General features: G+C 70.8%; 23 protein-coding genes. 11 read left to right on the forward strand and 12 right to left on the reverse strand.

The window, feature by feature from the left end; all coding sequences use genetic code 11:
* Positions 1-22: 22 nt before the first annotated feature.
* The 4 genes from ABZ810_RS03775 (at position 23) to ABZ810_RS03790 (ending at position 2,451) form a co-directional block, all read left to right on the forward strand.
* Positions 23-1,000: a neutral zinc metallopeptidase gene (locus ABZ810_RS03775; RefSeq protein WP_358398752.1), complete on the forward strand. Its 978-nt coding sequence runs from the start codon at positions 23-25 to the stop codon at positions 998-1,000.
* A gap of 120 nt (positions 1,001-1,120) precedes the next feature.
* Positions 1,121-1,513, forward strand: coding sequence for a helix-turn-helix transcriptional regulator (locus ABZ810_RS03780; protein ID WP_358398754.1), 393 nt, complete (start codon positions 1,121-1,123; stop codon positions 1,511-1,513).
* Positions 1,510-2,001 (forward strand): hypothetical protein, encoded by a 492-nt coding sequence (locus ABZ810_RS03785; RefSeq protein ID WP_358398756.1) that lies wholly within the window; start codon positions 1,510-1,512, stop codon positions 1,999-2,001. Before ABZ810_RS03780 ends, ABZ810_RS03785 begins: the two co-directional genes overlap by 4 nt.
* Before the next feature lie 117 nt (positions 2,002-2,118).
* Positions 2,119-2,451 carry a DUF2516 family protein gene (locus tag ABZ810_RS03790; RefSeq protein WP_358398758.1) on the forward strand — a complete coding sequence of 111 codons (333 nt, stop codon included), beginning with the start codon at positions 2,119-2,121 and terminating at the stop codon, positions 2,449-2,451.
* Here ABZ810_RS03790 and ABZ810_RS03795 read toward each other — a convergent pair.
* Complete coding sequence (locus ABZ810_RS03795) at positions 2,436-3,152, reverse strand: SGNH/GDSL hydrolase family protein (protein ID WP_358398760.1); 717 nt, start codon at positions 3,150-3,152, stop codon at positions 2,436-2,438. The two genes, ABZ810_RS03790 and ABZ810_RS03795, sit on opposite strands and share 16 nt — an antisense overlap.
* Positions 3,153-3,200: 48 nt before the next feature.
* Between ABZ810_RS03795 and ABZ810_RS03800 the strand changes: the two genes are divergently transcribed.
* On the forward strand, positions 3,201-3,935 hold the full coding sequence (locus ABZ810_RS03800; RefSeq protein ID WP_358398763.1) for an alanyl-tRNA editing protein: 735 nt from the start codon (positions 3,201-3,203) through the stop codon (positions 3,933-3,935).
* A gap of 106 nt (positions 3,936-4,041) precedes the next feature.
* Here the strand turns inward: ABZ810_RS03800 and ABZ810_RS03805 are convergent, their stop codons facing one another.
* The gene (locus ABZ810_RS03805) at positions 4,042-4,677 is read right to left on the reverse strand and encodes a TetR family transcriptional regulator (protein ID WP_358398765.1); all 636 of its coding nucleotides are present in this window, start codon (positions 4,675-4,677) and stop codon (positions 4,042-4,044) included.
* Positions 4,678-4,812: 135 nt separating this feature from the next.
* Here ABZ810_RS03805 and ABZ810_RS03810 point away from each other — a divergent pair, with 135 nt between their 5' ends.
* On the forward strand, positions 4,813-7,080 hold the full coding sequence (locus ABZ810_RS03810; RefSeq protein ID WP_358398767.1) for an MMPL family transporter: 2,268 nt from the start codon (positions 4,813-4,815) through the stop codon (positions 7,078-7,080).
* Between the two features lie 216 nt (positions 7,081-7,296).
* Positions 7,297-8,442 carry an alanine racemase gene (locus tag ABZ810_RS03815; protein ID WP_358398770.1) on the forward strand — a complete coding sequence of 382 codons (1,146 nt, stop codon included), beginning with the start codon at positions 7,297-7,299 and terminating at the stop codon, positions 8,440-8,442.
* 3 nt (positions 8,443-8,445) lie between these two features.
* Here the strand turns inward: ABZ810_RS03815 and ABZ810_RS03820 are convergent, their stop codons facing one another.
* From ABZ810_RS03820 to ABZ810_RS03830, 3 genes are all read right to left on the reverse strand, one after another.
* Positions 8,446-10,035 (reverse strand): serine/threonine-protein kinase, encoded by a 1,590-nt coding sequence (locus ABZ810_RS03820; RefSeq protein WP_358398772.1) that lies wholly within the window; start codon positions 10,033-10,035, stop codon positions 8,446-8,448.
* A 128-nt stretch (positions 10,036-10,163) separates the two neighbouring features.
* Positions 10,164-11,057, reverse strand: coding sequence for a cytochrome d ubiquinol oxidase subunit II (locus tag ABZ810_RS03825; RefSeq protein ID WP_358398775.1), 894 nt, complete (start codon positions 11,055-11,057; stop codon positions 10,164-10,166).
* On the reverse strand, positions 11,057-12,478 hold the full coding sequence (locus tag ABZ810_RS03830) for a cytochrome ubiquinol oxidase subunit I (protein WP_358398777.1): 1,422 nt from the start codon (positions 12,476-12,478) through the stop codon (positions 11,057-11,059). The genes ABZ810_RS03825 and ABZ810_RS03830 overlap by 1 nt, the downstream gene beginning before the upstream one ends.
* A 92-nt stretch (positions 12,479-12,570) precedes the next feature.
* Between ABZ810_RS03830 and ABZ810_RS03835 the strand changes: the two genes are divergently transcribed.
* Positions 12,571-12,954, forward strand: coding sequence for a BlaI/MecI/CopY family transcriptional regulator (locus ABZ810_RS03835; protein ID WP_358398780.1), 384 nt, complete (start codon positions 12,571-12,573; stop codon positions 12,952-12,954).
* Positions 12,951-13,859: a M56 family metallopeptidase gene (locus tag ABZ810_RS03840; RefSeq protein WP_358398782.1), complete on the forward strand. Its 909-nt coding sequence runs from the start codon at positions 12,951-12,953 to the stop codon at positions 13,857-13,859. The genes ABZ810_RS03835 and ABZ810_RS03840 overlap by 4 nt, the downstream gene beginning before the upstream one ends.
* Before the next feature lie 33 nt (positions 13,860-13,892).
* On the opposite strand, the gene ABZ810_RS03845 is transcribed toward ABZ810_RS03840, so the two are convergent.
* From ABZ810_RS03845 to ABZ810_RS03870, 6 genes are all read right to left on the reverse strand, one after another.
* Positions 13,893-14,294, reverse strand: coding sequence for a TIGR03618 family F420-dependent PPOX class oxidoreductase (locus tag ABZ810_RS03845; RefSeq protein WP_358398784.1), 402 nt, complete (start codon positions 14,292-14,294; stop codon positions 13,893-13,895).
* A gap of 67 nt (positions 14,295-14,361) precedes the next feature.
* Positions 14,362-15,819: a DHA2 family efflux MFS transporter permease subunit gene (locus ABZ810_RS03850; RefSeq protein ID WP_358398787.1), complete on the reverse strand. Its 1,458-nt coding sequence runs from the start codon at positions 15,817-15,819 to the stop codon at positions 14,362-14,364.
* Positions 15,820-15,906: 87 nt separating this feature from the next.
* The gene (locus ABZ810_RS03855) at positions 15,907-16,395 is read right to left on the reverse strand and encodes a MarR family transcriptional regulator (RefSeq protein WP_358398790.1); all 489 of its coding nucleotides are present in this window, start codon (positions 16,393-16,395) and stop codon (positions 15,907-15,909) included.
* Positions 16,396-16,432: 37 nt separating this feature from the next.
* Positions 16,433-17,047, reverse strand: coding sequence for a TetR/AcrR family transcriptional regulator (locus ABZ810_RS03860; RefSeq protein WP_358398792.1), 615 nt, complete (start codon positions 17,045-17,047; stop codon positions 16,433-16,435).
* The gene (locus ABZ810_RS03865; protein ID WP_358398794.1) at positions 17,037-17,990 is read right to left on the reverse strand and encodes a saccharopine dehydrogenase NADP-binding domain-containing protein; all 954 of its coding nucleotides are present in this window, start codon (positions 17,988-17,990) and stop codon (positions 17,037-17,039) included. The genes ABZ810_RS03860 and ABZ810_RS03865 overlap by 11 nt, the downstream gene beginning before the upstream one ends.
* Positions 17,987-18,811 carry a methyltransferase domain-containing protein gene (locus ABZ810_RS03870; protein ID WP_358398797.1) on the reverse strand — a complete coding sequence of 275 codons (825 nt, stop codon included), beginning with the start codon at positions 18,809-18,811 and terminating at the stop codon, positions 17,987-17,989. Before ABZ810_RS03870 ends, ABZ810_RS03865 begins: the two co-directional genes overlap by 4 nt.
* A 129-nt stretch (positions 18,812-18,940) precedes the next feature.
* Here ABZ810_RS03870 and ABZ810_RS03875 point away from each other — a divergent pair, with 129 nt between their 5' ends.
* Together ABZ810_RS03875 and ABZ810_RS03880 are read left to right on the forward strand one after the other, a co-directional pair.
* Positions 18,941-19,810, forward strand: a complete 870-nt coding sequence (locus ABZ810_RS03875) for a Scr1 family TA system antitoxin-like transcriptional regulator (RefSeq protein WP_358398799.1) — start codon at positions 18,941-18,943, stop codon at positions 19,808-19,810.
* Positions 19,807-20,007: a DUF397 domain-containing protein gene (locus tag ABZ810_RS03880; RefSeq protein ID WP_358398802.1), complete on the forward strand. Its 201-nt coding sequence runs from the start codon at positions 19,807-19,809 to the stop codon at positions 20,005-20,007. The genes ABZ810_RS03875 and ABZ810_RS03880 overlap by 4 nt, the downstream gene beginning before the upstream one ends.
* A 178-nt stretch (positions 20,008-20,185) precedes the next feature.
* Here the strand turns inward: ABZ810_RS03880 and ABZ810_RS03885 are convergent, their stop codons facing one another.
* Positions 20,186-21,469: a DUF222 domain-containing protein gene (locus tag ABZ810_RS03885; protein ID WP_358398804.1), complete on the reverse strand. Its 1,284-nt coding sequence runs from the start codon at positions 21,467-21,469 to the stop codon at positions 20,186-20,188.
* Positions 21,470-22,146 lie beyond the last annotated feature (677 nt).

A 22,146-nucleotide genomic window follows, 5' to 3' on the forward strand; every position in this document is an offset into this window, starting at 1 on the left:
CACTATGGGATGATTTTTCGCTATGGCAGGTCACCACCCCCCTCCGGCACCGGCACCCGCTCCGCCGCACCACCTGCCTGCTCACGGCGGGCAGCCCCGCTACCACTACCAGCCGCCGCGCCGGCCGCAGCGGCGTACGGCGGGCGGGCTCGTGGTCGGTCTCCTCGGCGTGGTGGCCGCGCTCGGCGTCCTGGCGATCCTCGGCGCCTCGATCATCTCCTCGCTGATCGAGGGCACGCCGGGCCGGCCCGGCCAGCCGGGCGCACGTTCCGGCCAGCAGGTGACCCGCGCGACGGCGACCGACAACGCCCTCTACAAGACCGGCCCGCTGACCCCGGTCCAGTGCAAGCTGCCCAGGCTCCAGCAGGGCACGGCCTCCATGGGCGGGTTCATGGACGCGCTGGCGCAGTGCCTGGACGCGTCCTGGACCCGGCAGTTCGCCAAGGCGGACGTGGAGTACACGCCGCCCAAGCGGGTGTTCTGGAGCGCGCCGGGCCGCAGCCCGTGCGGCACCTACCCGAGCCCCGGCGCCTCGGCGTTCTACTGCCCGGCCAACAACACGATGTACGTCGGGCTGCAGCACATCATCGAGACGTCCGGCGGCGAGTCCCTCGACCACTTCGGGGTCTTCGCCCGGGTGGTCGCGCACGAGTACGGCCACCACGTCCAGGACCGGGCCGGGATCCTGCTGTACGGGCACCAGGTGATGGAGCAGTCCGACACCGCGGGCCGCAACGCGGCCAGCCGGCGCATCGAGCTCCAGGCGCAGTGCTTCGCCGGCGCCTTCCTCGGCGCCGAGCGCCTCACGATCGGGATGACCCGCCGGCAGTACGCGGCGATGATCGTGGACGTGCAGGGCCGCGGCGACGAGCGGCAGCCGGTGGACCGCCGCGACCACGGCTCGGGCCACAACTACGCGGGCTGGGTCACCAAGGGGTTCCGCGGCCAGGGCCTCGGGGTGTGCAACACCTGGACGGCGCCCGCCTCGGCGATCAACTGACGCCGTCCGGTCGTTCCCGTTACGCCCGTGACATGCTGATCTACGTCTTGTGAGGGGACTCACAGCACAGTGCTAGCAAGCGTGCTTGCAATTGCAAGCACCCTGACGCAGGGTGGAGACATGGCAAGTTCGAAGGTCGGCTCCATCGGGGAGTACATCCGCGAGCAGCGCACCCGGGCGAAGATCTCGTTGCGCCAGCTGGCCGATGTCTCGGGGATCTCCAACCCGTACCTGAGCCAGATCGAGCGGGGCCTGCGCAAGCCCAGCGCGGAGATACTGCAGCAGATCGCCAAGGGTCTGCGCATCTCCGCCGAGGCCCTGTACATCCAGGCGGGCATCCTCGAGGAGCGGGAGGCCGACACCGACGTGGAGGCCGCCCTCCGGGCCGACCTGATCCTCACCGAACGGCAGAAGCAGGTGTTGCTCGACATCTACCTGTCGTTCCGCAAGGAGAACGAACTCGCCGACGTGCCCTCCGAGCATCTAACAGAAGGAAAGGAAGAGGTCGGATGACGCTTGCCAGCAACCTCCGAGAGAACAAGGCCGTCTACACCGTGATCGGCGGCGGCGACTTCGCGGCCGAGAAGGTCCGTGAGCTGCCCGAGCAGGTGACCAAGTACCAGGGCGAGTTCCGGGAGACCGCGGCCAAGTACCGCGGCCAGGTCCGCGAGATCGCGGCCAAGTACCAGGGCGAGCTGCGGGAGACCGCCGCCAAGTACCGCGGCGAGGCCCGCGGCGCCGCCGGCAAGGTGCAGGACCGGGTCGAGGTCAAGGACCTGCCCGGCGCGGCCGTCGCGTACGTGACCCACGTCGGCACCCGGACCGTCGAGTTCATCGACGAGCTCGCCGAGCGCGGCAAGAAGGTCGTGCACCGCGAGGCCGAAGAGGTCGCCGAGATCACCGAGGCCAAGCCCGCCCCGGCCCCCAAGGCCAAGGCCGCTCAGCAGAAGAAGACGGCGCAGTCGAAGGCGACCACCGCCGCCAAGAAGACCGACGCCTGACCGTCGGACGACAATTTCGCAGGCCCGGCCGGGATCACCCGGTCGGGCCTCGTCGTTTACTAGTCTGAAGGGGGACGTCCGAGGGGACACATCCGCGACGAGAGTGGTGAACGCACGATGATGGCAGGGCTTTCCTACTTCTTCTGGTTCTTGGCGATCGTCGCGTTCGTGTTCGAGGTGGTCGCGCTGATCGATGTTCTGCAGGTGCCCGAGGGCGCCTTCCCGGCCGCCGACAAGCAGACCAAGAAGTTGTGGCTGATCCTTCTGGTCGTCTCCAACGTGGTCGGGCTCGGCGGCGCGGTCAACTTCCTGCCGCTGCTGTCGTTCCTGCCGATCGCCGCGTTCATCGTCGCCGCGATCTATCTCGCCGACGTCAAGCCGGCCGTCAAGCCGTACAAGAACAAGAAGGGCGGCGGCAACTCCGGCTCCGGCCCCTACGGCCCCTGGTAGGCGGCCAGGCCCCGCCGCTTCAGCTCGGCGACGAGCCGGGTCGCGATGTAGCGGCTGCCCGTGACGGTCGGATGCGTGCCGTCCGGCAGGATGTAGTGCGGCGCGTTGCCCGTGCGCGTGCGCACGCTCCCGGTGATCCAGCGTTCCCGCAGCGGGTCGATGAACGGCACGCGCTGCTCGTCCGCCGCCTCGTTCAGCACGTCCCGCACGACCAGGGCGGCCGGCCACGGGTCGCCGCCCCACAACGGTCCCACCAGCACCACGCGCGTCCGCGGCCAGCGCTTCCTGATCTTCGCCAGGAGCCGCCGGGCGTTCCGCTCCACCAGTCCCGGTGGATACCAGACGTCGTTGTGCCCGCCGGCGATCACCATCAGGTCGGGCGCGGGACGCCAGCCGAGCTGCTCCTCGAACAGCCCGCCGAAGCCCCGGCCGGTCATCCCGGTGTTGACGAAGCCCGTGCCCGCGTGCCCGGCCAGGATCGGCTGCCAGCCCAGCCGCCGCGCGGTCTCCGCCGCGTACGTCTGCTCCGGCCTGACCCCGCGCGTCCCCACCGTGTAGCTGTCGCCCAGGACGAACACGACCGGCGGCCGGTGCCCCGTGTCCCGCACCGGGTCCCGCAGGGCGGGCGCCCGCACCGCCGACGCCGCCCCGGCGCCGAGGACGAGCACGGTCACGACCGCCGTGGAGACCACTCGGCGCACGCTGAAGAACCCTCCTGTGAACAGGCTTGCGTCCTAGTCTGTCGAAGTATGGGGACACACCTGCACGGCCGTACCGCACGGCTGGAACTCGATGACCAATCGCTACGTGAATGGGACGCGCTCGTGCTCGGCTCGGGCCCGGAGGGGATCGTCCTCGACCGGTCGGCGTTCTACCCGGGCGGCGGAGGCCAGCCGCCGGACCACGGCGTGCTCGTCTGGCAGGGTGTGCAGACCCGCATCGCGGGCGTCCGCAAGGGCGACGACCTGGAGCTGATCCCCGTCGAGGGCGACCCGGTCCCGCCCGCCGGGACGACCGTCACCTGCGCCCTGGAGGACGACCGCCGCACCGCCCTGATGCGCACCCACTCGGGCCTCCACCTGCTGTGCGGCGTCGTCTTCCGCGACTACGGCTGCCTCGTCACCGGCGGCAACATGGACGAGCTGACCGCTCGGATGGACTTCGACCTGAGCGAGGTCCCGCCCGGCTTCAAGCAGGCCGTCGAGGACGCCTGCAACGCCGAGGTCGAGGCCGACCGCCGGATCGACGTGAAGGAGCTCCCGCGCGCCGAGGCGTTCGAGATCCCCGACATCATCCGCACCGCCACCAACCTGGTCCCGCCCGAGGTGCGGGACGTGCGGATCGTCGACATCGTCGGCCTCGACACCCAGGCGGACGGCGGCACCCACGTCGCGTCCACCAAGCAGATCGGCCGCATCCAGGTCGCCAAGGTCGAGAACAAGGGCCGGGGCTTCCGCCGCCTCCGCATCAAGATCGCGGACTGACCGCCCGCGCGGGGCCGTGAACCGCGCTGGGCCATGAAGCGCGCAGGGCCATGAAGCAGGTCGGACGCCGCGGCTCGGGCGCCACCGCGCCACGGCGTCCGACGTCTCAGCCGGCGCTCTCCACGGGCGCCTGGTGGAAGGCCGCCACGCTGCCCAGCCCGCGCTCGACGATGGTGAGCGCGCTGTCGAGGGCGTCGCGCATGGCCTCGGGGGAGTAGCCGTGGCGGCGGCAGTGCACGATGACGGCCTGCATGCCGCCGACGGCGATGCCGGACGCGGCGACGGCGTCGATCTCGCTGATGCCGGGGCAGAGGCCGTGCAGGTGCTCCTCGAGCTCCTGCTGGGTGTCGGTCATGCGCTGGAGGGCGCGGGCGCGCAGGCCGGGGCGTTCGAGGATGAGCTGGATCTGCACGCTGCCGTACTGGCCCGCCTCGCTGACCAGCGCCTCCATGATGTCGACCATGCTGCGCCTGATCGTGGCCAGCGGGGGCTCGCCGGGCGGGCGGGTGGCGAGGCGTTCGGCGACCTCGGCGAGCCGGTCGTCGATCTCGGCGAAGACCACGTCCTCCTTGCTCGGGAAGTAGCTGAAGAACGTGCGGGGTGACACGTCGGCGGCGGCCGCGATGTCGGCGATCGTCGTCTCCTCGTAGCCGCGCTCGGCGAAGAGCCGCAGCGCTTCGGCCGCGATCGTCCGGCGGGTGCGCAGCTTTTTCCGCTCACGCAACCCCTCGACGTGACCCATGTCACGCAGACTAACACGAATGCAAACTTGCAGCTATTGCAAATATGCATCCATACGTGTTTTTCTCCGAGTGTGGCGCGAATTCTGGAGAGGCTGGGCCGCCTCTGCGTTCGGCGACGGCGTACCGTCTTCGAGTTGTGGATCCTGGTGATGCTCGGGACGGGTGTTCTCGGGTTCACCCAAGGGGGCATGTTCGTCCAGCAGAGCACCCTGCCCGGCACCGAGACCCAGCGTGCCATCGACACCCTGCGCGAGGACTTCCCGGCGATGACCGGGCCGACAGCGACGGTGGTGTTCCACGCGACGCCGGACGCGAGCCCGGGGGACTGGCGGGTCGCCCTCACAGTCGGCAAGGCCATCCAGAACATCACCGACCTCGACCGCGTGGCGTTCGCCGAGAACCCCTTCATCGAGGGCATGGGCGGGATGAAGAGCCACGACGCCGTGGTGATCCGGGTCAACCTCAAGGGCACCATGGGCGACGTCAGCGCCGCCGACCTGGACAAGTTCGACGCGGCGGTGGAACCGGCCCGGATGGCCGGGCTCGACGTCAAGTTCGGCGGCATCGTCGCCATGATCCTCAACCAGCCCAAGGGCGGCCCGCAGGAGGGCGTGGGCATCGCGCTCGCGATGGTCGTGCTCCTGCTGGCGTTCGGCTCCTACCTCGCCGCGGGCATCCCCATCCTGGTCTCGCTGTGCGGGATGGTCATCGCGTACTCGCTGATCCACTACTCCGCGTCGATGCTGGAGCTGCACCCGACCGCGCCGATGATCGCCGCCATGCTCGGCATCGGCGCCGGCATCGACTACGCGTTGTTCATCGTGACGCGCTACCGCCAGCAGCTGGCGGAGGGCGACGACGTGGAGACCGCGGTCGGGCGGGCCATGGCGCACTCCGGGCACGCGGTGGTGTTCGCCGGCGGGACGGTCGTCTTCGCGATCTGCGGGCTCTTCCTGTCCGGCATCTCGTTCATCGGCCGCATCGGCCTCGCCTCCGCGCTGGCGGTCGGCCTCATGGTGCTCGCCGCGCTCACGCTGCTGCCCGCGGTCCTGGGCGCGCTCGGCACGAAGATCGACCGCTACAGGCTGCCGCGCGTCCGGCCGGACCGCGGCTCCACACGGTGGATGGCGTGGGGGCGGCACGTCGACCGCAACGCCTGGCCGTACGCGATCGTCGCGACGCTCGTCCTGCTCGCCCTGTCGGTGCCCACGCTCAGCCTGCGCTTCGGGGTCATGTCCGACAGCGTCTCCTCGCCCAAGATGGACGGGCGGCAGGCGTACGACATCGTCGCCAAGGAGTTCGGCGCCGGGCACTACAGCCCGTTCGTCATCGTCGCCAAGGTGCCGGGCGAGGTGAGACGCACCGCCGAGCCCAAGCCCACGCCGCCCACCGTCAAGGGGCCGGGCGGCCTCGGCGGGCTGACCGGTCCGCAGGGCGGCACGGTGGCGCCGCCGCCCTCCAAGGAGCCGGCGATCCCGCTGCCCAAGGGCGCCCCCGACCTGACGAAGAAGCCCGACAAGGGCGCGGTGGTGCTCGGCCAGGAGCTCAAGCAGCGGATCTCGGAGGTCCCCGGCGTCGCGTTCACCGGCGAGCCGATCGTCACCGGCACCACGGCCACGATCCAGGTCATCCCGGCGACCGCACCGCACGTCGAGGAGACCACCGACCTCGTGCACCGGCTGCGCGGCGTCGAGCTGCCCGCGGTGCTGAAGGACCATCCGGGCGCGAAGGTCTACCTCGGCGGCGAGAACCCGGCGATCATCGACCTGGCCGACACGGTCGGCGAACGCATGCTGACCGTCGTCGTCGCCGTCGTCGGGGTGGCCCTGATCCTGCTCGTCATCGCGTTCCGGTCGATCATCGTGCCGATCAAGGCCGCGCTGATGAACCTGCTGTCGATCGGCGCCTCGTTCGGCGTGGTGACCGCGGTCTTCCAGTGGGGCTGGGGCATCCAGCTGCTCGGGATCGACCAGGCCATCCCGATCATGTCGTTCGTGCCGCTGTTCATGTTCGCCCTGATCTTCGGGCTGTCCATGGACTACGAGGTCTTCCTGCTGTCGCGGATCAAGGAGGAGTACGAGAAGTCCGGCGACCCGCACGAGAGCGTCGTGGTCGGCATCGGCGCCACCGCCCGCCTCATCACCTCGGCCGCGCTCATCATGATCTTCGTGTTCACCAGCTTCGTGCCGCAGCCCGACCCGATGGTCAAGATGATGGCGATGGGGCTCGCGGTCGCGGTCGCGGTGGACGCCACGATCGTCCGGATGATGCTGGTGCCCGCGCTGATGAGCCTCCTCGGCCACGCCAACTGGTGGTGGCCCGGCCGCAAGCGCCCCATGCCGCCCGCACCTCCCAGGGAGGAACCCGTCGCCGAACAGCTGGAGCTCGAACCCATCGGCTGAAGCCGGGGCACGCCACCACGTAGGGTCGGCCGAGACCCTCAGGAGGACACGATGCCCCACGGCCGCCATGGGTGACGGCTCCTTTCCCGTCCTGTGGTCGTGCGGCCCGCCGGGCGCCGGCGAGACGACCGCCGTCGACACCGGCCACGGGTCCGTGGCGGAGCCGGCCCGGGCCGTGCGAATGGCTACGCTCGGCCCGTGAGGGAGCCGGACAGCATGATCACTGATGGGGTGCGGGAGCGGGCCGTCGCGCTCGCCGACGACGAGGGACTGCCCGCGTTCGTCCACGACCTGGGGGCGCTGCGGGCGCAGGCGGAGCACATCCGGGAGGCGTTGTCCGGCCCGGGGACGCCCGAGCTCTACTACGCGGCCAAGGCGAACGCCGACGCGCCGATCCTCCGGACGCTCGCGCCGTACCTGGACGGCGTGGAGGTCGCCTCGGGCGGAGAGCTCGACCACGTGCGGCGCGTTCTCCCCGGCCTGCCGCTGGCGTTCGGCGGCCCGGGCAAGACCGACCCGGAGCTGGCCTCGATCCTGCGGCTCGGCGTCGACCGCGTCCACGTCGAGAGCCCGTACGAGCTGGAGCGGCTGGCGACGCTCGCACGCGAGACCGGGCGCGAGGTCGACGTCCTCCTGCGGGTCAACCTGGCGGGCGACCGGCAGGGGTACGCGCTGGCGATGTCGGGGCCGTTCGGGATGGACCCGGAGACGATCGACGCCTGCCGGGCGATCCTGGCCCGGGCACCCTGGGTGCGCCTGCGCGGGATGCACGCGCACCTGGCCTCCGGCCTGGACGCGCCCGAGATGCTCGGGCAGTCGGAGGAGATCCTGACGTTCGCCCGCGGCCGGCTCGACCTGGCCGCACCCGAGATCAACCTCGGCGGCGGCATGGCCGTCGACTACGCCGACCCGTCCCGGCGCTTCGACTGGCCCGCGTACGCCAAGGGCATCGCCGACCTGGCACGACCCGGGGAGACCCTGCGGATCGAGCCCGGCCGCGCGGTGACCGTCCACTCCGGCTGGTACGTCACCGACGTGCTCGACGTGAAGCGGGCGCACGGCGAGTGGTACGCGGTGCTGCGCGGCGGCACCATGCACCTGCGCACACCCGTCACCAAGCAGCACGACCAGCCGTTCACGGTCATCGCGCAGGGCGGGCCCGGCCCGGCGACCGAGGAGCTCGTCACCCTCGTCGGCCAGCTGTGCACCCCCAAGGACGTCTTCGCCCGGCGGGTCCGGGCCGGGCGCCTGGCCGTCGGGGACGTGGTGGCCTTCGCCATGGCGGGCGCGTACGGCTGGAACATCTCGCACCACGACTTCCTGATGCACCCCAAGCCGGGCTTCCACTACCTGGAGGGCTGACGGTCAGCTCTCCCTGTTGTTGGCGAAGAACTGCAGAGCCGGCGGCAGCCGGTGCAGATAGGCGTCCTGGAGGCCGACGGTCGCCGTGCAGCCCCCGGTCGCGTCGTCCAGCCGGAACTCCACCTCGAACGTGGCGGGGCTGCCGAGCCCGTCGTACTCGATCGTGGTCTTCTGGCCGGTCCTCAGCGGGAGCGTGCCGGTGCGCCCGGCGACCCGGTAGGCGAGCCTGGCGTTCGCGGAGCAGCCGCGCGCCCTCTCGACCACCGGCAGCGCGTGGATGAAGCGGTCGCCCCAGCCGGTGACCCGGTAGGACGTCTGCGCCCGGAACACCGACGCGCTGAGCCGGTAGCGCACCATGCTCCTGCCGCGCTCCTTGTCTGAGCCCAGGCAGCCGAACATCACACAGCCGTCGACGGCGTACGCGGGCTTCGGCCCGGACGTTCCCAGCGCCTGGAGATCCTTGAAGCCGCGCCGCCCGTCCACCAGCGGAACGGAGATCATCCCGGCGACGCAGATCACGACGGCGGCCAGGAAGAGGCTCTCCCACGACAACCACCCGGGATCGCCCGCCGCCTTGACCCGCGTCGCCGCGTCAGCCGCCGGGGCCGGGACCTCGGCGAAGGCGAGCACCTCATCGCCGCCACCCGCCCCGTCGGCCGAGGCCGGATCGGCGTTGGCGAGGACACCCGAAGGCTCGCCGCCCGGCGGCTCCACCGGCCCGGGGGGCGCCTCCACCAGCCCGGGGGGCGGCGCGGTCTGGGCGACCTGCGGGGCGGGATCGGGTTCGGTGGCGACGCCGCGGAGCTGGTGGAGGCGGGCGACGAGCTCCGCCGCGTCCGGGCGGTCGGCGGGGTCGACCGACAGGGCCTTGGACAGGAGGCCGCGCAGGCCGTCCGGCACGCCTTCGAGGTCGGGACGGCCGCTGCGGATGCTCGCGTAGACGCCCGCGTCGTGCGGGGTCTGGAAGATGTGGCGCCCGGTGGCGGCGTAGGCCATGGTCGCGGCCCAGGCGAAGACGTCGGCCGCGGGGCCCACCGAGCCGCCGTCCCACAACTCGGGCGCCATGTACCAGAGCGTGCCCGCGCGGCGCCCGTCCTGGGTGAGACGGGTGGCGTCGACCGCGTGCGCGATCCCGAAGTCGATGATGATCGGCATGCCGTCGGCGACCATGACGTTGCCGGGCTTGATGTCGCGGTGCACCACCCGGGCGGCGTGCACGGCCGCGACCGCCTCCGCGCCGCCGATCACGAACGCGGTGAGCGCGTCGCCGCCGAACGGGCCGTCGTCGGTCACCACCGTGTCGAGCGGCCGGCCCTGGGCGTACCGGGTGACCAGGTAGGGCGTCGCGCCCTCGAGGTCGAAGTCGAGGACGGACGCGACCCGGGGGTGCTCGATCAGCCGCATCGTCTCGACCTCGCGGCCCAGACGGGTCCGGATGCTCGGCCGGTCGAGCAGGTAGGTGTGGATGGTCTTCACCGCGACCGTGCGGCCGTATCGGTCCAGGGCGAGATGGACCTCGCCCATGCCGCCCGCGCCCAGCGAGCGCAGCACCTCGTACGGGCCGATCCGCCTCGACGGCGCGTCTGCGGACACGCGGGAACCCCCAAAGATCCCAAGCCCCCCGACTACGACATCCAGGCGGAATCATACGGAGATATTCAGGCCTAGATATACGGCGCGCCGGGAGTCGGTCGCCGACCGTGACCCGGCGCGCCGTACGCCTATCGGGGTCGCCCCTCGCCGCGCTGGAACAACACGTACAGCCATGTCATGGACGGGACGAGGATGAGGGCGCCGACCGCGAGCGCCACGAAGACGACCTGGAGCGCGGCGTCGTGGGCGGCGGCGGACTCCAGGTCGAGGTCGGCCATCCCGGCGGCGCCCCACAGGACGGTGACCACGGCGAGCGCGCCGGTGACCCGGACGGCGAGGAAGTTGCGCCGCAGCACGAGGGCGAGCGAGACGACCCCTGCGGCGGCCGAGGCCAGGATGAGCGGCGAGTGCACGCCGAGCGCGGCGGCGCCCGGCAGGGCGAGGAGACCGGTGACGACCCCGGAGAGCACGGCGTAGCCGCGGAAGCGCAGGACCGCGTCGGCGTCGCCGAGCCGCCGCGCGTCCCAGATCAGGTAGACGGCGGCCAGGTACGCGCAGAGCGCGGTGGTGAGCACGCCGCCGTACACGCCCGGCGGGCTGAGCCAGGACGGCGCGTCCGTGACGACCGTGGTGGCGACGGCGCCGAGGCAGTACGGCGTGAGGACCGAGGAGATCCCGAAGACCCAGCCATAGGCGCGCTGGTCGGGGACGGCCTTGCTGAAGACGAACGTGCTGCCGCGCGCGACGATGCCGAGGACGGCGAGGGACAGCGGGACCCAGTGCACGGCCATGACGTCGGCGAACACGGGCGGGAACGCGGTCCAGGTCATGACCATCACGAAGATGAGCCAGACGTGGTTGGCCTCCCACAGCGGGCCCATGGCGTGCTCGATGACGTTCTTGTCGGAGCGCCGCGGCGAGATCAGGTGCCAGAGGCCCGCGCCGAAGTCGGCGCCGCCGAAGAGCAGGTAGGCGGACAGGCCGAGCAGGATCAGTCCGAGGGCGACGTCGGCGTGGTCCATCAGATCTCGGCCTCCTCACGGGAAGGGGTGGGATCGGTGCCGGTATCGGGCCCGGTGGCCGTCGCGGGTTCGGGGCGGCGGCGCATGCGGCGCAGCACGCTGATGGTGGCGATGGTGAGGACGGCGTAGACGACGAGCACGACGTAGAGGCCGAAGCGCAGGCCGGGATTGGGGTTGACGGCCTCCTCGGTGCGCATCACCCCGTACACGATCCATGGCTGCCGCCCGACCTCGGTGGTGGTCCAGCCCGCTTCCATGGCGACGGCGGCGGCGACCCCGGCGAGCGTGGCGACGCGCAGGAACCAGGGCTTCCAGGGCAGGTCGCGGCGTCCCGCGAGCTCGCCCGAGCGGCCGGCGGCGCGGCGGCGCAGCCACCAGGCCAGGCCCCACCAGGCGGCGAGGGCCAGCAGGGCCATGCCGATCGCGATCATGATCTCGAACGAGGTCTTCACGACCTCGGCGGGCGGGTGCACGTCCTCGGGGAAGGAGTCCAGGCCGCGCAGCGTGGCCTTCGAGTCGAACTTCAGCATGAGCGACAGCGCGTTCGGGATCTCCAGGAAGGCGAACGTGAACGGGACGCCCGCCTGCGTGTGCTCGATGCCCTCCATCGCGGCGAACTTGATCGGCTGGTTGTCGGCCACGAAGCGGGAGGCCCAGTCGCCGACGAGCACCTGGATCGGCGCGCAGACGGCGCCGAGCGTGAACGGGATGGCGAAGCCGATCCGGTTGTAGCGGTCGACGCGTCCCGCCCTGTGGTCGCGGAGCAGCGCCACCGCGTAGACGGACGCCACGACGAAGCCGCAGACCATGAGCGAGGCCAGGATCAGGTGCACGGCCTGGACGGGCGTCGCCGGGTTGAACATGGCCGCGAGCGGGTCCACGTCGGTGACCTTGCCGTCGACGAGCTTGAAGCCGCGCGGCTGGTTCATCCAGGAGTTGACGGTGACCACGAACGAGGCGGACAGCAGCCCGGCGATCACGACCGGGATGCCGGTGACGAAGTGTGCCCGGGGCGACAGCCGGTCCCAGCCGTACAGGTAGACGCCCATGAAGATCGCCTCGATGAAGAACGCGATGCCCTCCAGCGCGAAGGCGGCGCCGAAGACCTGGCCGTAGGTGTCCATGAAGCCCGGCCACAGGGTGCCCATCTCGAACGACAGGACGGTGCCGGAGACGGCGCCGACCGCGAACAGGACCCCGGCCGCCTTCATCCAGCGCCGGGCGAGCTCGGCGTAGACCCGGTCCCCGGTCCGCAGGGATCGCCATTCGGCGAGCAGGGTGAGCGCGGGAAGGCCGATCCCGATGCTGGCCAGGATGATGTGGAAGCCCAGGGTGAACGCCATCTGCTGGCGGGCGGCCATGAAGTCGGCCGGCGTCGCGGCGCCCTGGGCGGCGTCCGCGAGGAGCGCTACGGAGCTCATACGACCGAATGTAGTACTACGCGTTGTAGTACTTGACTCCGTAGTACTACCTGCCGTGGTGATATGCCTCTCAGTCGGTTAACCTGGACGGCGTGAAGGGTCTGGGAGAGCTTGAACGCACGGTCATGGAGGTCCTCTGGGCGAGGGAGGACGCGGGCCGCGGCGCCGCCACTGCGCGCGACGTGAGCCGTGCCCTCGCCGGCGACCGTGACCTCGCGCACACCACGGTCATGACGGTCCTCGACCGGCTCGCCAAGAAGGGCTTCCTCGACCGCGAGCGCGACGGCCGCGCCTGGCGGTACAGCCCGTCCGAGAGCCGGGAGAGCTGGGTCGCCGAGCTGATGCTGGGCGCCCTCAACGAGACCGGCGACCGCGACGCCGCCCTGGCCCACTTCGTGCGCTCGGTCTCCGACGACGAGGCGAACGTGATCCGCCAGGCGCTGCTCAACCTCACGCGCAGGGAGCCACCGGCATGACCGGCACCGCCCTGCTCGCACTGATGTCAATGGGGACCGTTGGCGGGGCGCACGTGCTCTCCAAGGCGCGCTGGACCTGGCGCGCTCCACGCACCGCGATCGCGCTCTGGCAGGCCCTCGGCCTCGGCTGGGGCGTGGCCACCATCGGAACGCTCCTGAGCATCGCCCTGCTGCCCTACGACGAGGGCATCGCAGGCGGCCTGCCCGCGCTGTTCGCCGACCAGGCCCGCCGGCTCGACGCCACGCACGTGACCGCGCTGCTCGCCGCGGTGAGCCTCACCGCGGTGCTGCTCGCCATGCTGATGTACGCGGTGTTCCGCGTGGTCCGGGCCCGGCGCCGGCACCGCGCGCTGCTCGCCCTCGTCTCGCGCAGCGACTCGGCGGCCCCCGGCACGCTCGTCCTCGACCACCCGGAGGCCGCCGCCTACTGCGTGCCCGGCGTGCGCTCGTCCAAGGTGGTCGTCAGCGCGGGCACCCTGGAGCTGCTCGACCCGGCCGAGCTGGCCGCGGTGCTGGCGCACGAACGTGCGCACGCCCGCGAACGCCACGACCTGGTCCTGCTGCCGTTCGCCTCGCTGCGCCAGGTGTTCCCGCAGATCCGCCTGGTCGGCCGATGTCTCGACGCGGTCGAGCTGCTGATCGAGATGGCCGCCGACGACCGGGCCAAGCACCACCGGGCCCCGCGCGAGCTGGCCACCGCCCTGCTGCGGTTCGCCGCCGCCCGCCCCCCGGCCGCCCCGTCCGGCACCCTCGGCGCCGCGGCCACCGGAGAGATCCCCGTCATGGCACGGGTCAACCGGCTGCTGGAGCCGGAGGCCCCGCGCCGGTCGACCCGGGTGGTGGCGATGATGGCGGTTCCCCTCATCGCCGGCCTCCCGATCCTGCTCTACGCCCTGCCGCACTGATTCCTGCCGTACTGATCGCCGTCGTCCCGATCCTCAGCCCTCGTCGGCGGCGTCCGCGACGTCCAGCGCCGTCCCGTACAACCGGGACACCTTGATCGTGATCCAGACCCGTCCCGGACCCGCCTCGGGCGCCGGGACGATCTCCGCGTCGCCCTCGGCGACCGCGAACGACCACACGTTCCCCCCGTTCACGTGCAACGCCGTGCGGGGGTCGTTGCGCAACTGGCGCACCTTCAGCCGGTCCTCGGTCGAGGAGATCCGGACCGTGCGCTCCTCGGGGTCCCATTCGTAGAGCACCGTCGACAGGTGCGGGTGCCCGTCCTTCTTGACCGCGGCCAGCGCCCCGAACCGCTGCCCGGCGAGCAGGTCCACCAGTTCCCGGTCGGTGAGGACGCGGGGGGCGGGGCCGGAGTTCTCGTTCGTGTCGGAGGTCATCTCACAGTTCCTTTCGAGGTTCTTCTCAGCGGATGGGGGAGGGCTTGGACGGGATCGGGCGGGGTCGTCAGGCGATGGGGGAAGGCTGGGCGGCCGGCTCGGCGGACGCGTCCACGGGCTTGGGCTCGGCGGCGTCCTTGGGGGTGCGCAGGACGACCAGGGCGACCACCAGCGCCGCGACCAGGAGGCCCGCCGAGGTGGTGAAGGCCAGGTGGTAGCCGCCGGTCAGCGCCTCGGCCCGGCTCCTGCCCTCGCCGAGCAGGTGCTCGGTCCTGGACGCGGCCAGCGTGGACAGGACGGCGACGCCGAGCGCCATGCCGATCTGCTGCGTGGTGTTGAAGAGCCCCGACGCGAGCCCTGCGTCGTCGGCCTTGGCGCCGCTCATGCCCAGGTTGGCCAGGGCCGGGAGGACCAGGCCGCCACCCGCGATGAGTACCATGACCGGCAGCAGGTCGGTGACGTATCCGGCGTTCACCGGGACGCGGGTCAGCCAGGCCATCGCGGCGAGCAGCAGGAGCAGGCCGGTGACCAGCACGACGCGGGTGCCGAAGCGGGCGATCAGCCGGGCCGAGACGAAGAGCGAGATCCCGCCGATGGCGACCGCCGCCGGGAGCATCGCCAGGCCGGTCTCCAGCGCGCTGTAGCCGAGGACCTTCTGCATGTAGAGCGCGACGATGATCTGGAAGGCGAACATCGCCGACAGCGCCAGCATCTGCACCACGTTGGCGCCGGAGACGTTGCGCGAACGGAAGATCCGCAGCGGCATCAGCGGGGTCGCCGCCCTGGCCTGCCGGACGACGAACGCGGCGAGCAGGGCCAGCGACACGGCGCCCAGGCCGAGGGTGTGACCGGCCAGCCAGCCGTGCTCCTCCACCTTGACCACGGTGTAGATGCCCAGCATCAGCCCCGCCGTGACCAGCATGGCACCGGCGATGTCGGCTCCGGCGGCGAGCCCGATGCCGCGGTCCCGGGGGAGCGCCCGGACGGCCAGCGCGATGGTCGCGAGCCCGATCGGCAGGTTGATCAGGAAGATCCAGTGCCAGTTGAGCAGGTCGGTCAGCACCCCGCCGAGCACCTGGCCGATCGAGGCGCCGGCCGCTCCGGTGAAGCTGAAGATCCCGATCGCCTTGGCACGTTCCCGCGGCTCGGTGTAGAGCGTCACCAGGATGCCCAGGACCACCGCGGAGGCCATCGCGCTGCCCACGCCTTGCAGGAACCGGGCCGCGATCAGGACGCCCGGGGTGGTGGCGGCTCCGGCCAGTACCGAGGCCGCGGTGAACACCGCGTTCCCCGCCAGGAACATCGTCTTGCGGCCGATCAGGTCGCCCAGCCGGCCGGCCAGGAGCAGCAGCCCGCCGAACGCGATCAGGTAGGCGTTCACGGTCCAGCTCAGCCCGGCGGGGCTGAAGCCCAGGTCGTTCTGGATGGCGGGCATCGCCACGGTGACGATGCTGCCGTCCAGGATCGTCATCAGCCCGGCGGCGGACAGGACGCCCAGCGCCAGTCCTCGTGAGTCGGTCGGCATGGTCTCTCCTCGTTCAGGGTCGGGTCGTGCGAGCCCGACAAGAGAGACCGTAGTAGATAGTTCCGTTGCAGACAATCCCCAAGCGATCTATTTGTTGCGCTCCCGGGCCCGGCGCCCCTGTCCGGTGGCCTCCTCGGGGGTGGCCAGGTGCCCGGTGGCCAGCAGGTCGAGGATCCTGAGCAGCGCCGTGCGGTCCTCGTCCGCCAGCGAGCCGAGCGCGTCGCGGTGCACTCCGTCGACGATCTCCTGGCTGCGCGCGGCGACCTCGGCCCCCTTCTCGGTGACCGCGATGATCCGGGCCCGGCGGTCCTTGCCGGACGGGCGCCGCTCGGCGAGCCCGGCCTTCTCCAGGGAGTCGACGGTCACGACCATCGTGGTCTTGTCCATGTCGCCGATCTCGGCGAGCTGGATCTGGGTGCGCTCCTCTTCGAGCGCGTGCACGAGGACGCAGTGCATGCGCGCGGTCAGTCCGATCTCGGCGAGGGCCGCCGCCATCTTGGTCCGCAGCACGTGGCTGGTGTGGTCCAGGTAGAACGACAGGTCGGGCACGGTGCGGGCCGGGGCCATGGCAGTCATGACGCCAGTGTAACAATGTGATCCAGATGCGGATTATCTACGAACTGACGATCCCGTGCAGCACGACCGCGACCAGATCGTCGACGGCCTCCGGCGCCGGAGCGGGGCCGGGCACGCCGTTCTGGAACAGGGCCGACATCACGGTCTCGTGGCAGAAACCCACGATCATCCTCGCCGCCGCGCCGACCCTGGCCTCCGGCGCCAGGCGTCCGAGGTCCCGTTCGGCGCGCAGGTAGCCGTACAGGCGGTCGCGCCAGTCCTCGTCCTGTTCGCCCAGCTCGGCGAACCTGGCGAGCACCCTCGGCTGCGAGAAGAGCCCGACGAACGCGGGCACGATCCGGCGGTGCATCTCCAGGCCGTGGCCGACATAGCGCCGCAGGTTGTCCTCCACCGTTCCGGTGCCGGGGGCGGGCAGCTCGCCCATGTCCCTCTCCACCTGCCCGACATGGGCGCACAGCGCGTACGCGAGCAGCTCCTCCTTGTCGGCGAAGTGGTTGTAGAGCACGCCGTCGGCGACCCCGGCCTCCCGGGCGATCGCACGCACGGTGAGCCCGGCCGTCCGGTGCTCGGCGATGATGCGCCCGGCGGTGGCGATCAGGTGGTCGCGCAGGTTTCCGCCGTCCGGCAGCGCGGCCGCTCTCCTAGGTGACATCACCCGGCATCGTAGTGAAGCCGTACTCCGCGACCTGCGTCAGGAACGCGGCCGGCTCCACGAGTTCGTCCAGGTGCCGTACCCCAGGGGCGAAGGTCTCCAGCCTCCGGACGGCCAGCGCCGCCACCACGCCGGTCGCCCGGCTCTGCCGCCGCCCGCCGAACGAGGCGACTTGCTCCCCGGAGGTGACCGTGACGGCGAAACCGTCGGAGCCGACATGCACCCTCCCCAGCGTCGCCAGCACCCCGGCCCGGATCCGGGGCCTGGACAGCAGCCCCGAAAGCCGCGCCAGCCGGGCGAGCGCGGCCGTCATGATCCGCGAATCCAGGCACAGCCCGGTCGCGACCGCCGGCGCCCCGAGCGTCCGCCGCAGCGTGTGCTGGTCGGAGAACGGGAAGGCGTGCACCGTGCGCGTCCCGTACCCCGTGAACGGCATCGGCCAGGACGACCCCATCGCGGCGAGCCCGTCGAGCGTCCATTCCAGCGCGGCCGGTCCGTGCGCCTCGCCGGAGCCGATCAGCACCCCGATCCGCACGTCCGGCCCGCCCACCGTGCGGGCCAGCAGGTTGGTGACACCCGGTGCCAGGCCCACGCTGAGCACGCCCGACGCCCCGCGTTCGGCGGCCACCCCGTCCAGCCGCTCGATCCCGGCGAGCACGTCGTACGAGGCGGAGACGTCGACGTAGTGGATCCCGCGTTCGAAGCACGCCCGTGCCACCCGGACGTTGCCGTGGTCGACGCACATGACGACGGCGTCGGTGCCGTCGAGCACGCCGTCCAGATCGTCCAGGTCGATGCGCATCGCGGTGGTCCCCGGCACCGGCCGGGCACGCTCCGGGTGCCGCCCCGCGAGCACCACGGCCCCCGGATACCAGCCGGCCAGCAACGCGGCGGCCTCCCGCCCGACCGCCCCGTATCCGCCGATGAGAACGATGCGCTTCATCGGACCGCCGTCACCAGCCAGGCGGCCCCGTCCAGCCGCACGGCCCCGTCACGTTCGAACGGCCGGAACGCGTCCTCCAGCGAAGCCCGCAGCGGCCCCGGGTCGGCGCCGCCCAGGTGATGCCGGACCGGCCCCCACCCGGCGAAGAACTCCGCCGCGTCCTCCGCGTCCCGCCCCCAGACCTCCTCCGCCTCGACCCGCCGAACCTCGACGTCGCGGAAACCCGCGTCGCCGAGCACCGCGCGCACGTGGCCGGGGTCCGAGAGCGAGAGCGGCCCGCGCCGATCCGGCTCCGGAGTCGCGTGCCACACCGGCAGGTGACCGGCCACGGCCGCCAGGACCTTGCCCAGATCGCTGCCACCGGGATCGGACATGCTGAGGAACGCCAGCCGCCCGCCGGGCCGCACCGCCCGCGCCACGTTCGCGAACGCCGCGACCGGATCCTCGAAGAACATGACCGCGAACCGGCTGATCGCCGCGTCGAACACCCCCTCGTCGAAGGGAAACACCTGCACGTCACCCTGCTCGAACGTCACGTTCCCGAGACCCTCCGCCCTCGCGGCCTGCCGGGCGCGGGCGAGCATCGGGCCCGACAGGTCGACGCCCACGGCCTGCCGTGCCCTCCGCGCCGCCAGCCTCGTGGTCTGCCCGGCCCCACAGCCGATGTCGAGCACCCGGTCCCGCTCGCCGACCCCGGCCGCATCCAGGAGAGCGCCGTTGAACCCGCCGTTGATCGCGTTGTAGCGGTCGTGGTGGTCGGCCCAGTGCTCGCCCTCGTACCCGTTCCACGCCTCCGCCTGCCCCACGTTCACGATCTCCATCGACTCATCCTCCATATGAACACACGTTCATGAACACACGTTCATAATCAGGGGGACGGCCGGGCCTGTCAACAGAGGATTCCCGCGAACGCCGGGCCTGTATGTAGTTACTCGATCACAATGTGTGGCATGGCCAAGCACCCCCCGACCGTGCGGATGCGTCGCCTCGGAGCCGAGTTGCGGAAGATTCGTGAGGAACTCGGCCTGGCCCTGGAGGAGGCCTCCACCCTCCTGAACATCTCCAAGTCCGCTCTCCACCGCATGGAGAACGCACAGGTCATCGTGCGGACTCACGAGGTGGACTACTTCCTGATCAAGTACGAGGTCCTGGATCAGGCACTGGGCGAGTCACTACGTGGACTGGCCGGTGCGGGCCGCTCCAAGGAGTGGGTCAAGCGGCACGCGAACCTGTCTCCCACCCCGGTGATCAGCGATGCCGTCCGCCTGGAGCAGGACTCGGCCAGGATCCGGACGTTCCAGCCGAACGTGGTCCCGGGCCTGCTCCAGACCCCGGAGTACGCCCGCGCCGTCATGCGGTCGCGCCCGCCTGTCGGGGACCGTGACTATGACAGCTCCGTGGCCTTCCGGATGGCCCGGCAGGAGGCGCTCACGAGGCCGAACCCCGCCTTCCTGGATGCCGTCATCAGCGAGACCGTTCTCCGGCAGATGACCGGCGGCGCGGAGGTCATGGCAGGTCAGCTCCATCGGTTGCTGGAGGCGTCGCGCACGCCCAACGTCCGGCTCCGCGTGCTCCCGTTCTCCGCCACCACCCTGCCCAGTCCAGAGGGCGCCTTCACGGTGCTGGACGTCGAATCCGGCGACTTCACGCTCGCCTTCATCGAGGGGCTGATCCAAGCTATCTTTCTCGAAGGTGACGATGATGTCGCGCGTTACAGCGTGGTCTTCGAGAGGGTGTGCGCGGCGGCGCTCAGCGAGCCGGATTCGTACGCGCTGGTCGAGCAGGCACTCCGGGACATAGGCGGAGAGGGATCGCGATGACCGTCTGGCGTAAGAGCAGCTATAGCGGGGGCGACGACGCAACGACCTGTGTCGAGGTGGCGGCGTTGACGCTCGGTCCTGTCGGCCAGGTCATCGGTGTGCGGGACTCCACCGACCCGGCCGGACCGAAACTGCACCTGAACCGCCACTCCTTTGCCGTGCTCGTCAGGAGCCTCAAGATGTCAGGGGCCGAGTGACCGTCGCGAGCTTGGACGGACGCATCCGTATTTCCCTCCGCATCGACGGCTGAAGGCACTGTCTCTGCCAGGTGCGCGCCCACGAGGCCGTCCAGAGCGGCTTGTCTGGGAGTGCTCACCCACCCAGGGGCATACCAGAGACCGAGTCTGCGCAGCGTGGCCGACTCGTCAGCTCCCATCAGGCTGCGAGATGGTGATCGCCCCAAGGGTTGTCGCCCGCGTCGGGTGATCTTCCCGTGGGTGGTCTGCCGCGTCTGGATCGTGCGACCCCATCCGGTGGCAACGTCCGGTAGACGTAGCGTCCGTGCCGGTCTTTGGTGATCTGCATTTGTGCCGGGTGGGTGTGTTTCCAGCGGTTGTGCCACCCACAGCACAGCGCGAGTTTGTCGATATCGGTCGGGCTGTTTCCCAGCGCCCACCCATCAACATGGTCGACCTCGCACAGGAAACCCGGCACCTCACACCCACGCACCGCGCAGGTGTCGTATTGGGTTTCCAGGACGCGGCGTTGGCCTGGGCTGGCGATGCGGGTGGTGTGGCCCAGGTAGAGCGGCACGCTGCCCGGCCCCAGGAGCAGGGGCGAGACTCCGGCGGTAAGGGCCAGCCGCCGCACCTGCTCGGCCGGGATGGGGGTGCCGTCCCGCAGCCAGCCAGGCGCGTCCTCACCCATCAATGTCTCAAGGTTGGCGATGACGGTGACGCGGGTGTCCTTGTGCCCGTGCGACAGCACGGTGGTCAGCGCCGCCGCCGTCCGCTCCCCAAGGTCGCGCCGGTCGTCGGTCCCAGCCGGTTTGGTCAGCGGGCCGAGGGTGCCGTCCAGGATCGCGGCGTCTTCGGGATTGAGCCACCCGTTCACATACGACCCGCCATCCAGCGAACGACTCAACGTCAACCACGACCGCTCATAGCCGCGCTGAACGTCCTCGGGCGCCTTCTCGGTGCCATCGGCCTCGTTCACCAGGTCATGGATCTTGCGGCCGAGCCGGGCAACCTTCCCCGCCGACAAGCCATCGTTCGCCGCGTTCAGCAGGATGTCCTCGGCGGCCGCGCAGTCCTCATCGTTCAACCGCTGCACGGCGTCGGCAACCGTAGCCGCGTAGCCGAGCGACAGGGCACCGGCGGCCAGGTCCTTGCCCACCCGCTCCAAACGCGGCAACTGCCGGGCCAGAGTGATGCGTTCCTTGGCGCGGCCTTCCCGCATCCCCAGACGGCAGCGCAGCCACGCCTGCGTGGACGGCAGCCCCCAGCGCTTCATTTCACCCGTGCGATCCACCACCGCAATCATCGCGGCCAACGCGAATTCGGTTTGGTCGACCGCACGCGCCAACTCCTCGGCCAACTCCATGCAAGCAGACCCGGAGTCGGGGGCGGGACGTTGGGTGAGCTGGGTGGCGATCGCCGCTGCCGCTTCCACCAATTCAGCGGTGGAAGCGGACTCCAGATCCGCCACGATCGAACTCATACCCCCAATTATATGACCGGTCACAGATTGCAATTATCTGATTACGGACATTTCGATTGGCCGCAGGTGGCCATCATTTCTCTGGCCGCCGTTACAGGTGGATCTTTCGTCCCACGGTCGGCGCGTGGCCCGGCACGGGTGAGGCGGAGTCTAAGCCGGTTGCCGCAGATGGACGGCTGAGCGGAGCCGAACTGACCCAACGCGCACACCCCCGCCTCCCCGAGCATTGCCGTCACGTTGGCTGAGGTCTCAGAAGCCGAGTCATGCGAATAGGGAAAGGCAGGCCGCCGCCTGAGGTTGCACTGAAACCCGCGCTTCGCGCGGCCACAACGTCCGAACATCAGCCACCCCCCACCCGCGCAATGACACAAGACCCCGACCAGCCGCCTACTTTCTTGTCGCTGCCAAGTTTGAATAGAAGGCCGTACCCGGCCGCACTCGGGCACCGAAATTCGCCAAAGGGGTGACCGATGCCGCCAGCCCTGAAAGGGCTAATGAGAGAACCGGAGATGCGTTGACCCGCTGCGAGGCGCCAGGCCTCAACCACACCTTCTTCCTCGCCGCTGCCCGGTTTGACCTACGGTCCGCACTTCTTGTAGTCGGGCAACTGCATAAGCCAAGCGAGTGACCCTGATCCGCCAGAAGTGTCAACGATGAGCGGCCCAAGCGTCAGTTAG

Origin of the sequence: Spirillospora sp. NPDC047279 (assembly GCF_040643285.1) — a bacterium.
In the GTDB taxonomy this organism is placed as follows: domain Bacteria; phylum Actinomycetota; class Actinomycetes; order Streptosporangiales; family Streptosporangiaceae; genus Spirillospora.

What these genes read in the sequence shown, in the direction of transcription:
- ABZ810_RS03780 (WP_358398754.1), top strand. Translation starts at nt 1,121, where the DNA reads ATGGCAAGTTCGAAGGTCGGCTCCATCGGGGAGTACATCCGCGAGCAG.
- ABZ810_RS03855 (WP_358398790.1), bottom strand. Translation starts at nt 16,395, where the DNA reads ATGACTGCCATGGCCCCGGCCCGCACCGTGCCCGACCTGTCGTTCTAC.
- ABZ810_RS03875 (WP_358398799.1), top strand. Translation starts at nt 18,941, where the DNA reads ATGGCCAAGCACCCCCCGACCGTGCGGATGCGTCGCCTCGGAGCCGAG.
- ABZ810_RS03870 (WP_358398797.1), bottom strand. Translation starts at nt 18,811, where the DNA reads ATGGAGATCGTGAACGTGGGGCAGGCGGAGGCGTGGAACGGGTACGAG.
- ABZ810_RS03790 (WP_358398758.1), top strand. Translation starts at nt 2,119, where the DNA reads ATGATGGCAGGGCTTTCCTACTTCTTCTGGTTCTTGGCGATCGTCGCG.
- ABZ810_RS03845 (WP_358398784.1), bottom strand. Translation starts at nt 14,294, where the DNA reads ATGACCTCCGACACGAACGAGAACTCCGGCCCCGCCCCCCGCGTCCTC.
- ABZ810_RS03865 (WP_358398794.1), bottom strand. Translation starts at nt 17,990, where the DNA reads ATGAAGCGCATCGTTCTCATCGGCGGATACGGGGCGGTCGGGCGGGAG.
- ABZ810_RS03850 (WP_358398787.1), bottom strand. Translation starts at nt 15,819, where the DNA reads ATGCCGACCGACTCACGAGGACTGGCGCTGGGCGTCCTGTCCGCCGCC.
- ABZ810_RS03825 (WP_358398775.1), bottom strand. Translation starts at nt 11,057, where the DNA reads ATGGACCACGCCGACGTCGCCCTCGGACTGATCCTGCTCGGCCTGTCC.
- ABZ810_RS03815 (WP_358398770.1), top strand. Translation starts at nt 7,297, where the DNA reads ATGATCACTGATGGGGTGCGGGAGCGGGCCGTCGCGCTCGCCGACGAC.
- ABZ810_RS03800 (WP_358398763.1), top strand. Translation starts at nt 3,201, where the DNA reads ATGGGGACACACCTGCACGGCCGTACCGCACGGCTGGAACTCGATGAC.
- ABZ810_RS03880 (WP_358398802.1), top strand. Translation starts at nt 19,807, where the DNA reads ATGACCGTCTGGCGTAAGAGCAGCTATAGCGGGGGCGACGACGCAACG.
- ABZ810_RS03860 (WP_358398792.1), bottom strand. Translation starts at nt 17,047, where the DNA reads ATGTCACCTAGGAGAGCGGCCGCGCTGCCGGACGGCGGAAACCTGCGC.
- ABZ810_RS03840 (WP_358398782.1), top strand. Translation starts at nt 12,951, where the DNA reads ATGACCGGCACCGCCCTGCTCGCACTGATGTCAATGGGGACCGTTGGC.
- ABZ810_RS03775 (WP_358398752.1), top strand. Translation starts at nt 23, where the DNA reads ATGGCAGGTCACCACCCCCCTCCGGCACCGGCACCCGCTCCGCCGCAC.
- ABZ810_RS03805 (WP_358398765.1), bottom strand. Translation starts at nt 4,677, where the DNA reads ATGGGTCACGTCGAGGGGTTGCGTGAGCGGAAAAAGCTGCGCACCCGC.
- ABZ810_RS03885 (WP_358398804.1), bottom strand. Translation starts at nt 21,469, where the DNA reads ATGAGTTCGATCGTGGCGGATCTGGAGTCCGCTTCCACCGCTGAATTG.
- ABZ810_RS03785 (WP_358398756.1), top strand. Translation starts at nt 1,510, where the DNA reads ATGACGCTTGCCAGCAACCTCCGAGAGAACAAGGCCGTCTACACCGTG.
- ABZ810_RS03830 (WP_358398777.1), bottom strand. Translation starts at nt 12,478, where the DNA reads ATGAGCTCCGTAGCGCTCCTCGCGGACGCCGCCCAGGGCGCCGCGACG.